10 protein-coding genes are annotated in these 11,529 nt (G+C 59.9%); 6 read left to right on the top strand and 4 right to left on the bottom strand.

Annotation, left to right across the window (positions count from 1 at the left end):
- Nucleotides 1-710: GAF domain-containing protein (locus tag VGU61_RS13295; protein WP_326859614.1), on the bottom strand; the 710-nt coding region annotated here is incomplete at its 3' end.
- Nucleotides 711-1,139: 429 nt separating this feature from the next.
- Between VGU61_RS13295 and VGU61_RS13290 the strand changes: the two genes are divergently transcribed.
- Both VGU61_RS13290 and VGU61_RS13285 read left to right on the top strand, forming a co-directional pair.
- Nucleotides 1,140-1,907, top strand: a complete 768-nt coding sequence (locus VGU61_RS13290; RefSeq protein WP_326859613.1) for a 3',5'-cyclic-nucleotide phosphodiesterase — start codon at nucleotides 1,140-1,142, stop codon at nucleotides 1,905-1,907.
- A 28-nt stretch (nucleotides 1,908-1,935) separates the two neighbouring features.
- Nucleotides 1,936-3,564: an HD domain-containing phosphohydrolase gene (locus VGU61_RS13285; RefSeq protein WP_326859612.1), complete on the top strand. Its 1,629-nt coding sequence runs from the start codon at nucleotides 1,936-1,938 to the stop codon at nucleotides 3,562-3,564.
- Here the strand turns inward: VGU61_RS13285 and VGU61_RS13280 are convergent.
- Nucleotides 3,552-4,466 (bottom strand): YihY/virulence factor BrkB family protein, encoded by a 915-nt coding sequence (locus VGU61_RS13280; RefSeq protein WP_326859611.1) that lies wholly within the window; start codon nucleotides 4,464-4,466, stop codon nucleotides 3,552-3,554. The two genes, VGU61_RS13285 and VGU61_RS13280, sit on opposite strands and share 13 nt — an antisense overlap.
- A gap of 212 nt (nucleotides 4,467-4,678) precedes the next feature.
- Between VGU61_RS13280 and VGU61_RS13275 the strand changes: the two genes are divergently transcribed.
- Both VGU61_RS13275 and VGU61_RS13270 read left to right on the top strand, forming a co-directional pair.
- Nucleotides 4,679-5,095: a CopG family transcriptional regulator gene (locus VGU61_RS13275; protein WP_326859610.1), complete on the top strand. Its 417-nt coding sequence runs from the start codon at nucleotides 4,679-4,681 to the stop codon at nucleotides 5,093-5,095.
- A gap of 12 nt (nucleotides 5,096-5,107) precedes the next feature.
- Nucleotides 5,108-6,274, top strand: a complete 1,167-nt coding sequence (locus VGU61_RS13270) for a PHB depolymerase family esterase (protein ID WP_326859609.1) — start codon at nucleotides 5,108-5,110, stop codon at nucleotides 6,272-6,274.
- A 126-nt stretch (nucleotides 6,275-6,400) separates the two neighbouring features.
- Here the strand turns inward: VGU61_RS13270 and VGU61_RS13265 are convergent, their stop codons facing one another.
- Complete coding sequence (locus VGU61_RS13265) at nucleotides 6,401-7,297, bottom strand: LysR family transcriptional regulator (RefSeq protein ID WP_326859608.1); 897 nt, start codon at nucleotides 7,295-7,297, stop codon at nucleotides 6,401-6,403.
- 111 nt (nucleotides 7,298-7,408) lie between these two features.
- Between VGU61_RS13265 and VGU61_RS13260 the strand changes: the two genes are divergently transcribed.
- Nucleotides 7,409-8,575: a mandelate racemase/muconate lactonizing enzyme family protein gene (locus VGU61_RS13260; RefSeq protein ID WP_326859607.1), complete on the top strand. Its 1,167-nt coding sequence runs from the start codon at nucleotides 7,409-7,411 to the stop codon at nucleotides 8,573-8,575.
- Nucleotides 8,576-8,748: 173 nt separating this feature from the next.
- Nucleotides 8,749-10,383 carry a methyl-accepting chemotaxis protein gene (locus VGU61_RS13255; RefSeq protein WP_326859606.1) on the top strand — a complete coding sequence of 545 codons (1,635 nt, stop codon included), beginning with the start codon at nucleotides 8,749-8,751 and terminating at the stop codon, nucleotides 10,381-10,383.
- Between the two features lie 19 nt (nucleotides 10,384-10,402).
- Here the strand turns inward: VGU61_RS13255 and VGU61_RS13250 are convergent, their stop codons facing one another.
- Nucleotides 10,403-11,452, bottom strand: coding sequence for a cyclase family protein (locus VGU61_RS13250; protein WP_326859605.1), 1,050 nt, complete (start codon nucleotides 11,450-11,452; stop codon nucleotides 10,403-10,405).
- Nucleotides 11,453-11,529: the final 77 nt, after the last annotated feature.

Genomic DNA, 11,529 nt, shown 5'->3' with positions numbered 1-11,529 from the left:
ACGGCTTCGATATCTTCGTTCTTGCGCCGTGCCGAACGCGTTGCCAGTTCCATCTCGGCCGCCGACAGCACCGCGTCGCCAACCAGGTGGTCGTACTTCGAACGGATCACCGTTTGCGGCTTCAGACGTTGCGTGTAGGCGATGGCCAGCGTCTTGCACAACTCCTTGAGCGCATCTTCCACGACCGTCGAAAAGGGCTTGCCGTCGGCGCTGTTGATGAGCTGGACCGCGCCCAGCAATTCATCGGCACGTTCATCGATGAATGGCGCAACCAGCATCTGCTTGGTGCGGTAGCCTGTGCGCTTGTCCACCTCGCGCAGGAAACGCAGTTCGGAAGAATGGGCGCGCAGTTCCGCTTCATCGTACACATCACGGATGTTGAGCGTCTTGCGGGTGAGGGCGACATAACCGGCGACGCTCTTGTCCGAGATCGGCAGCTTTAACTGGCTGAAGGAATTGAGGCCGGTCTTCACCTTCGACGCGATGGCGGTTTTTTCGTCGACGACGCCATAGATGGTGAGCCGGTCGCAGTTGAACAGATCGCAGATGTCCTGCGACAGGTCGAGCATGATTTCGTCGACATTGCTGGTCGCATGGATCTTGTTGGTGACCGACTGCAGCTTCTTGAAGAAATCCAGGCGAAGGTCGATGTCGTCCTTGCTAGCGGTGTTCGGTTTTGTGTCTGACTGTGCTCCGATAACTGCGCTCATATCATTGTCCATTTGTCATCGGTCCGGCCGGATCGGCCTGGCACCGGATCGCCGGATAGGCGGGAAGGGAACGGCGGGACAATCCCGCGGGAAGCATGGAATTCAAGGGAATCGAAGCATAGGTGTCTATCGAATCGATGCCGATTATAAATCGCGTTGCAAAAATGTAGCATCAATCCATGCCCGGTTTTTGCATATGACGACAATGGCGACATTGCGATGACATAAACAACGCAGCGTTACCGATTCCGTCTACAATCTCCCAAAAACCCCTCAGGGAGAGGATAAGATGGCCGTACCTCCATTCGTGCGCGCGCTCGCTCGCCGCACCGCATATTCAGTGCACACCGTTCATTCGGTATCCACTGCATATGCGTCATTTTCGTCATTCGCACCGCGCCTCGCGCACCCCAAGACGGACGCTGCGAGATGAAGCTGGAAGTATTAGGGTGCGCCGGCGGGATAGGCGGACACCAGAGATTCACTACCTGCCTCTGGCTGGACAGCGACATTCTTCTCGATGCCGGCACCGGCATCACCAATCTGGATATCGAACGCCTGGTCGGAATCGACCATATCTTCATCACTCATGCCCACCTCGACCACGTCGCCGGCCTTGCCCTCCTGGTCGACGCCGTGCGCGGCAAGCGGGCCGGGCCGGTCACCGTCCACGCCTCCGAGGACGTGGTGAACGGACTGAAAAAGCACCTGTTCAACTGGGTCCTCTGGCCCGATTTTTCGACCATTCCCAGTCCTGACGACCCGGTCCTGCAATGGGCGCCTTTCAAGCCTGGCGCAACCATCGAGATCAAGGGCCGGCAGATCACTTCCTATCCCGTCAATCACACCCGCGGCTCGGTTGCCTACCATGCGCATAACGGTACTGCCGGCGTGCTGTTTTCCGGCGACATGAGCTCGACGCCGGCGCTCTGGAAAGCACTGGCCGGCGATAGGCGCCTATGCAAGGTCATCGTTGATTGTTCGTTTCCGAACGCTGAATGCGAACTGGCGGAGAAGTCGATGCACTTCTGCCCGCAATCGCTGATCGCCGACATCCATGCGATGTCGCATTCGATCGAATTCCTGATCTACCATCTGAAGCCGGGACAGGAGGATCAGATCATGGAAGAGCTGCGGGTCGCAGGGGTGGACCGTCCGTTCACGGCGCTTAAGACCGGCGACGTATTCGTGTTCTGACGCGCCGGCACACTGAGGAGATCCCGCCGTGACGCAACCGACCCCTGCCGAAATCGCACAAAGACTGGAACGGCTGACGGAGCTGAGCGTAGAACTCAGCGCCAACAACGATGTCGCCTTGCTGCTCGAGCGCATCGTCCTCGCCGCCAAGAACATGACCCATGCCGACGGCGGCACGCTTTACCGGACCACACCCGACCGCAGGAGCCTGCGCTTCCACATCTCGATGAACGATACGCTCGGCCTGTATCAGGGAGGCGTAAGCGGCCAGTCGATCGATATCCCCGACTTGCCGTTGTTCACGCCGCTTGGCGACAAGGACCTTTCCGCCGTCGCGGCATATGCTGCCAACACCGGCACGTCGGTCAACATCGAGGATGTTTATCAAGCCGACATGTTCAATTTCTCCGGCATGCGGCAGTTCGACGAACTGTACGACTATCACTCCGAATCTTTCCTGACGGTGCCGATGCGTGACCACGAAGGCGAGCTGATCGGCGTGCTGCAACTCATCAATGCGAAGGACCCGGTCACCCGCAGGACGCGTTCTTTTTCCGAAACCGATCAGCGCTTTATCGAGGCGCTCGCGTCACAGGCCGCAATCGCCATCGCGCACCAGGAATTGATCGGCCGTCTCGAAAATCTGTTCGAGTCCTTCGTCAAGCTGATCAATATCGGCATCGGCGAGAAATCGCCGCATACCGGCAGGCATTGCGAACAGGTGCCCGAGCTGACGATGATGCTGGCCGACGCCGTGCACAAGACGAATACCGGGCCGATGGCGGGCTTCACGATGAATGATGCCGACCGCCGCGAGCTATGGCTGGCCGGCCTGCTGCATGATTGCGGCAAGATCGCCACGCCGGTGCACGTGGTGGAAAAATCGACCAAGCTGGAAACGATCTGCGACCGCATCCATCTGGTCGATACCCGGTTTGAAGTGCTCAAGCGCGATGCGGAACTGCGTGCCCTGCGCAAACGATATGCGGTGAAAAGCGATCCCCTGCGCGATGTCGAGATCGAACGTGATCTGGAACGGGAGCTGGCGCGTCTCGACGAAGACCGCGATTTCCTGCGTCGCGCCAACATCGGCAATGAAGGCATGAAGCCGGAAGACCAGGAGCGGGTACGGCGGATCGCCGCTTACCGATGGAAGGGACCGGATGGCGTGGAGCGCAATCTGCTTGACGAAGACGAAACCGAGAACCTCACGATCCGTGCCGGAACGCTCAACACGCAGGAGCGCGAGGTGATCAACCGGCATATCGACGTCACCATCCGCATGCTCGAATCGCTGCCATGGCCGAAGCATCTGCAGAATGTGCCCGAGTATGCCGGCGGTCACCATGAGCGCATGGATGGCAAGGGTTATCCGCGCGGCCTGCGCGCAGACCAGATGTCGGTGCAGGCGCGCATCATGGCGATCGCCGATATCTTCGAGGCGCTGACCGCGAAAGACCGGCCGTACAAGAAGGGGAAAAGCCTCAGTGAATCGTTGCAGATTCTCGGTGGTTTCCGGGAGCGCAACCACATCGACCCGGACCTGTTCGACATCTTCGTGCGCAGCAAGGTCTATCTCGACTACGCCCGGCGCTTCATGGACCCGGAGCAGATCGACGACGTCGACGTCAGCACCATTCCCGGTTATGTGCCATGAACATGCGCATGCTCCGGCGAATTTCGCAGGCTGCCGAACAGGATGGCGTAATGCCGCGTGAATTCGGCGCCGAGAAAGAAGATCTGCGCCGAGTAGTACACCCATAACAGCAGCGCAATCACCGACCCCGCCGCCCCCTGGGTATTGGCCAGCGCATTGTTGCCGAGATAGGCGCCGATGGCGTATTTTCCGAGGAGGAACAGCGCGGCGGTCCCGAGCGCGCCGATTAGCACATCCCGCCACGGCAGCCTTATTTGCGGCAGCAGCTTGTAGATGGCGGCGAACAGCGAGGCAATGATGATGAAGGACACGGTGGACGATACCGGTTGCAGGATATACGCAAGATCGCTCCAGTACTTGCCCCAGTAACTCTGCAGCATTGCCAGCGCCGCGCTGATCGTCAGCGACACCAGCAGTAGAAACACCAGCACCATGATCAGCCCGACCGATAGCAGGCGGGTGCGCAGGAACAGGACAAAACCGGATTTATTGACCGGCGGCACATGCCATATCTCGTCCAGGCTGTCCTTCAGTTCGCCGAACGCCGTTGTCGCGCCGACCAGCAGCACGCCGATGGCAATCGCCCCGGCGAGCAGGCCGGTATCCGTATCACGCGCATTCGCTAGCAATAGCTGGATTGCTTCGGCACCGGTGGGGCCCACCAGCCCGTTCAACTCCCTGAACAGGGCGCCACGCGCCGCTTCCCGGCCGAAGACCGCCCCGGCAATCGCGATCACGATCACCAGCAAGGGTGCCAGCGAGAACAAGGTGTAATAAGCCAGCGCAGCCCCTTTGCTCGCGGCCCGGTCTTCAAACCATGACGTGACGGTGCCGACAACCAGTGCACGCAGGCGTTTCGGTAAGGTGTCGGGTTGGGTAAGTTGCCTGATTGCCTGGTTCATCGTCCCTGGAAAAAATTGTCCTGTTGTTAATAAAGACCGTTCGCCATGGCAGGAGTTCGGTTTTCCGGGCAAGGCCATTGCATGGCTGAATCATGCGTATGGGAAATGCGAAAAAATTAAGTGCAACCACCTTGCAAATTTGGGTGAACCATCCATATGGATGGTAGTCAGATGGTGTATGGATGACTTGTACGGAAAATAAGGGGACCACAATGGCAACAAATAACAACGCAATCGTGAAAGCGGGCGACACGGAAAAAATTACGATCAACCTCGGCATGATCGATCTGGGCCAAATTGACCTGCTCGTCCAGGAAGGGTTTTATTCCAACCGCACCGACCTGATCCGTACTGCCATCCGCAACCAGTTGCAAGCCCATGCCGACGTGGTCAAGCAAACCGTGGCCCGCAAGAGTCTTGTGCTCGGGCTGCAACATTACTCTCGAACCGACTTGGAGGCGGTGCGGGATGCGGGACAGAAATTGCATATACAAGTGCTCGGCCTGGCGACGATCGCCGCCGATGTCACGCCGGAGCTGGCGCTCGCCGCCATCGACTCCGTCACGGTGCTGGGTGCCTTGCACGCCAGCCCAGCCGTCAAGGCCGCTTTGGCCGGACGTACTCACTAATCAAGGATTCACATGAAACTCGACGACAACATGTTCGCGAAACTGCGCGAAGCCACGCAACTGCTGCAAACCGCCGGCCCGATGGCCGCCACCGAGGCGATCCAGCGCGCTCTGCAGGGCATGCCTGCTGCGGAGGCAGCACAATCCGCCGATACGCCGCAATTCGCCAACCTGCATGACATCAACCCGATGCCCGATATGGCAGCGCATAAGGCAGCGGCTGCCGACATGCTGAAGCGCTTCCGTGCCGGTGCCAAAGGCGGGTGGCGCGGCGTCATGCAGGATGTGGAAGACGTGGAAGAAGTCAGCACCGATCCGGCACTGCCGGGGCAATTCCTGTCCCGTTCCTGTACGAATGCCGCCGGAACCCGCAAGTACAGGCTGTACGTACCGAGCGGATACAAGGACGAACCGCTGCCGCTGATCGTCATGCTGCACGGCTGCAAGCAAAATCCCGACGACTTTGCCAAGGGCACCAACATGAACGCCCTGGCGGAAGAGCACGGTTTTCTCGTCGCGTATCCGGGGCAGGTGCAGTCCGCCAACGGTTCCAACTGCTGGAACTGGTTCCAGGAAAAAGACCAGCAGCGCGATGCCGGCGAACCGTCGATCATTGCCGACATCACCCGCGAAATTATCCGCGATTACAAGGTCGATAGCGGCAAGGTCTATGTGACCGGTTTATCCGCTGGCGGCGCGATGGCGGTCGTGATGGGCACGGCATATCCTGATCTGTATGCGGCGATCGGCGTTCATTCCGGTTTGCCGCTAGGTAGTGCGCATGATGTGCCGAGCGCCTTCGCGGCAATGAAAAGCGGCGCGCAGGCGCCTGCGGTCATCAAGTCCGGCAAGCCCGTGCCGGTGATTGTTTTTCACGGCGATCGGGACAGCACTGTCAATAAGCGCAACGGTGAGCAGGTCATCGCGCAGTGTCTGGGCGGGGAGGGCGGCGCTTCGAACGCGGCCGTGGAAAAAGCCAAGTCCCCGCAGGGCAGGAGTTATACCGTGGCGCGACGCCAGGATGCGAATGGCAAGACTATTGCCGAACATTGGACGATCCATGGTGCGGGACATGCATGGGCGGGCGGAAAGAAGACCGGGTCGTACACCGATCCGAAAGGACCGGATGCATCCCGTGAAATGGTGCGGTTCTTTTTGGCGCAAGAAAAACCGGTGTAATTGATGGAGAAGCTGCCGGTGCGGCAACGCCGCACCGGCGCTTCCTTGCCCGCATGTCTTTGGGCCAGATAGAATTTCCTGCATTGGGTCAGAAAAATCCAGGGATCAAAGGCAAAGATCCAACTTTCATTTCCCGCCGAATCGCTCCACCAGAAAATCAATAAACACCCGGACTCTCAGCGACAGATTCCGCTGACTCGGATAAAACGCATACAAATCCGCCGGCGCGATTCTGTAGTCCGGCAGCACCACCTGCAGCCTTCCACTCTCCAGATACTTCGCCAGGTCCCATTCAGACCGCATCAGGATGCCGTGTCCATCCAATGCCCAGTTAAGCACCACATCACCGTCGTTGCTCGACAGCTGTCCGGCGACTTTCACCGTTTCGGTTTTGCGTCCCTTCGTCAGCCGCCATAGCGCCCCGGGGTCGTTGTTCTGCCGATGCACGATGCAATGATGCCGGGCCAGCTCGCCAGGCGTGGCGGGTTGGCCGAAGCGTTTCAGGTAGGCGGGCGATGCGCACAGAAAGCGGCGGTTGGGCATGATGCGCCGTGCGTTGAGCCTGCTGTCCGGCAGTTCGCCGAAACGGATGCCAAGGTCGAATGCTTCTTCCACCAGGTCGATGGGACGGTCGGTGAGTTGCAGTTGCACCTCCACGTCGGGATGCAGGCGGGCAAACACGGAGATGAGCGGTGCGATGGTCGTGCGGCCGAAGCCGAGCGTGGCATTGACCCGCAGCAGTCCCCTGGGCGTTGCGCCGCTGCTGGACACCAGTTCTTCCATCGCGCCGATCTCGGCAAGGATGCGGACGGCATGCGACAGATAGGTTTCCCCCTCGCTCGTCAGACTGACCTTGCGGGTGGTGCGGTTGACCAGCCGCACACCGAGGCGCTGCTCCAGTTGCGCAAGACGCTTGGTGACTGCAGGCGGCGTGACATTGAGTTCACGTGCGGTGACCGACAGACTGGCGTGTCGTGCGAGCAAGACGAAGAATTCGAGTTCGGAAGGAGAAGAACTTTTCACCTGAGGTTAATAATCCATGTCGTGACAGTGAATTATAGGCATGACCGGATTGCGTATGCTGACGGTCATGCATGCATCCGCAACGCACGTCACCATCCACAAGGAAATATCATGAGAATCGTCGACATTCGTGAAAAAACACTTCCCATCAGTTCCTCCATTCGCAATGCCTATATCGACTTCAGCAAGATGACGCTGAGCCTGGTCGCGGTAGTGACTGATACGGTGCGCGACGGCAAGCCGGTGGTCGGCTACGGATTCAATTCCAATGGCCGCTATGGGCAGGGCAACCTGATGCGGGAACGATTCATTCCGCGCATCATGGCCGCCACGCCGGAATCGCTGGTGAACACCGACGGCAGCAATCTTGATCCGCACCGGATCTGGAACTGCATGATGACCAACGAAAAACCCGGCGGCCATGGCGAGCGTTCGGTTGCCGTGGGGACGATCGACATGGCAATCTGGGATGCGGTCGCCAAGATCGAGGGCAAGCCGCTGTTTCAATTGCTGGCCGACCGCTACGGCGACGGCAAGCCGCAACGCAAGGTATTCGTCTATGCCGCCGGCGGCTACTACCATCCGGGACAGGATCTCGAAGCGCTGAAGAATGAAATGCGCAGCTACATCGACCGCGGATATACGGTGGTGAAGAAGAAGATCGGCGGTGCGTCGCTGGATGAGGACCTGCGCCGCATCGATGCGATCCTGAGCGTGCTGCAGGACGGGCAGAAATTGTGCGTGGATGCCAACGGCCGCTTCGATATGGATACTGCCATCGCCTATGCGAAGGCCTTGTCGCAGTATGACCTGTTCTGGTACGAGGAGGCTGGTGATCCGCTCGATTTCGAGTTGCAGGCGATGCTGCGCAATTACTATGAAAACCCGATGGCGACCGGGGAGAACCTGTTTTCAATGCAGGATGCGCGCAACCTGATCCGTTACGGCGGCATGCGCCCCGATCGCGACTGGCTGCAATTCGACTGCGCGCTCAGCTATGGACTGGTCGAATACCTGCGTACGCTGGACATGCTGCACCAGCACGGCTGGTCGCCGCGCCGCTGCATTCCGCACGGCGGCCACCAGATGTCGCTCAATATCGCCGCGGGACTGGGCTTGGGCGGCAACGAATCCTATCCGGACCTGTTCCAGCCGTTCGGCGGTTTTCCGGATGGCGTGCAGGTCGACAATGGACATATCACGATGCCGGACCTGCCGGGGATCGGCTTCGAAGCGAAATCCAACCTGTATAGCGTGATGCGGGAATTAGCTTCCTGACATGTTTTCATCGCATCCTGTTGTTGCCGGTAACAATAAGCGAATGTTGTTGCCGGCAATCAATATCTCTGCCGTAAAGTTGTGCTGAAATAAGCCGTTAGATAAAGATCATCTTGTTCATAACAGAATGATTGCCGCATCGCGGAATAAACAATAAGCAGAGGGGAGACAGCATGACGCACTTGCGTGCCGTGAGAATCGGTGCCCGGCTGGGCATCGGTTTCGGAATCATTCTTTTAATGGTCATCTGTGTTCTGGCGGCCGACGTCCTGATCAGCGCAAAGGCGCGCGACACGCAAAACCAGGGCCTGCGTCATGCCAATGCCAAGGCGGTGCAGGCTGGACTGATGCGCAGTGCCGTGCTCGAAGGCGGCATCGCGGCGCGCAATGTCGGACTTCAATACACCACTCCGAGCATGCTGAAGGAAGAAGAGAAATTCCAGCAGCAGCGGACAAAATTTCTGGAAGCGCAAAAGAAACTGACCGACCTGGGCCTGAGCTCTGCCGAAAAGGCGATCGTCGCCAGTATCGTGAGCCTGAATGCCCAAACCGATGCGCCGCTCAAGGAAGCGATGGAGTTGGTGAAGAGTTACAGCAATGAGGCGGCAGGCAAGCTGATCTCGTCCAAGATCGATCCGCTGAATCAGCAGGCAATCGCCGAGATCGACAAGCTGGTCAATCTGCAGCAGGCGGCCATCGACGGCCTGCTGGCAAACGCCGAGGCGGCTGGCCGGCGCCTGACGATGCTTCTCATCGGTATGGGGGTGCTGACGGTATTGATGGGCGGGATGTTTTCCTGGATGACGACGCGCAGCATCACGCGTCCGCTGCATGATGCGGTCGGCGTGGCGAAGCGGGTTGCCGGCGGCAGGCTGGGCACCCCCATCGAAGTCACCGGCAAGGACGAGACGAGCGAACTGCTGCGAGCGCTGAAGGAAATGGATGACAGCCTGTCGCGGATCGTCAGCCAGGTTCGCACCGGCACCGATGAGATCGGCGCCGCCTCCGACGAGATCTCCGCCGGCAACGCCGACCTGTCGAGCCGCACCGAGGCGCAGGCGAGCGCATTGGAAGAAACCGCATCGTCGATGGAACAGCTGACCCTGACCGTCAAGCAGAACGCGGAGAATGCCCGGCAGGCGAACCAATTGGTGCAATCGGCGTCCGGCTCCGCGGTGCAAGGCGGGGAAGTGGTCAGCCAGGTGGTACATACCATGGCATCCATCAGCGCATCGGCAAAGAAGATCGTCGATATCATCGGTGTGATCGACGGCATCGCCTTTCAGACCAACATCCTCGCGCTCAATGCCGCCGTTGAAGCGGCGCGTGCGGGCGAGCAGGGCAGGGGATTCGCGGTCGTGGCTGCCGAAGTGCGCACGCTGGCGCAGCGTTCGGCGCAGGCGGCGAAGGAAATCAAGGAACTGATCGGCGATTCGGTGAAGAAGGTGGAATCCGGCAATGCGCTGGTCGATGATGCCGGCAGGCAGATGGCGGAGATCGTCGCGGCGGTCCAGCATGTGGCCGGCATCATGAACGATATCACCGAGGCGAGCCAGGAGCAGAGCGCCGGCATCGAAGAAGTCAATCGCGCCATCGCCACGATGGACGAGATGACGCGGCATAATGCCGCCCTGGTGGAGCAGGCGGCAAGCGCGGCGGCGGCCATGCAGGGAAGGGCATCGACATTGGGCCAGGCCGTGGCGGCATTTGACCTGAGCTCCGCGGCGACCGTTGCGGGTGCCACGGTCGCGGCAAGGCCGGCGATATCGGCGGACCGCAACCAACGCGCGCCGCGCCTGCCGCGCTGAACGTGGCCGCGCGGCGGCTTTAGACGGTCGCGATGGGCGTTACCGGTGATCCCACCGCGCCTGGCAGCCGCAGTGGCGGCGCGGTCAGCATGAAGCGGTTGCGCTTGTTCGCGTGCAGCCACTCGGCCAGGTCATGCAGGTACCAGAGTTCTCCCAGCGGCACGCCAAGCTTGAACAGGCAATGGTGGTGCAGCGGCAGCAGCGATTTCTTGCCGGTGACCGTTACAGCCGGGTAGGCTTCGACCGCATAGTTGTCGGCGCAGATCGCGCTGATGCCGGAGTCGGTGATCCATTGCAGCAGGCGCTCGTCGCGTCCGTTCATCACCGAACAGCTATGGTGGAGCACATCGGGATCGGGGTCGCCGCCCATCGCCACTACCCGTTCCGCGAAACCGGTGCGCAGCACCAGGAAGTCGCCCGGCTCTACCTGCACGCCGTCCTTGGCCATCACCATGCTCAGCTCGTCATATCCCACCAGTTGCCGCGCATCGCCGAAATGCCGGTGGAGGTCGACCAGTACGCCGCGTCCCTGCATGCCGTGGGCCGCCATGTTTTCGATTCCCAGCGCATCGGCCTGTGACAGGTGCGGCCCGCTGCAGCCGCATTCGACTTCGGCGCCGTCATCCCGGTAGTCGAGCGGTCCCTTCACGTCGGCGTTTGCCCGGTAGCCGTTGTAGTACACCATCTCCGCATTGCCGTCGCCGTCCGCATCGAAACGCGCGCCGACATGGGCGAGCGAATCCCATTGGGTCGAGTACTGCAGGGAAATCAATACCTGGTCGTCCGAAATGATGTCGACGGCATCGGCATCCACCCGAGTCATCGGGAAATTCAGCATCGGCTTGCCGTCGCGGTAGGTCGGCTGCAAGCGCGGTGGATTGCGGCGCGGATTAAGCAGGTTGCCGCCCGGCAGATTCAGCGGCAGCGACAGGCAGAAGCTGCGGCCTTCACGCACTTCCGCCGCGCCCTTGAGTACCTGTTCCCGGTTGAGCATATTGACGCGTCCGAGCTGATCATCGGGTCCGTAGTCGCCCCAGTTCGATCCGGGTGGACGGTTTTTCCAGCGCATGCTTTGTCTCCTTTGTCTTTTGGCGGGAACAACGCTAACGCAGTCGCGCGAGCGCTGTCAATGAACTGAAACAAGAT

Source organism: Noviherbaspirillum sp., assembly GCF_035944575.1.
Classification (GTDB): Bacteria; Pseudomonadota; Gammaproteobacteria; order Burkholderiales; family Burkholderiaceae_D; genus Noviherbaspirillum.
Note: the sequence above shows the minus strand (reverse complement) of the source record. Positions and strands in the feature narration are given on the sequence as shown.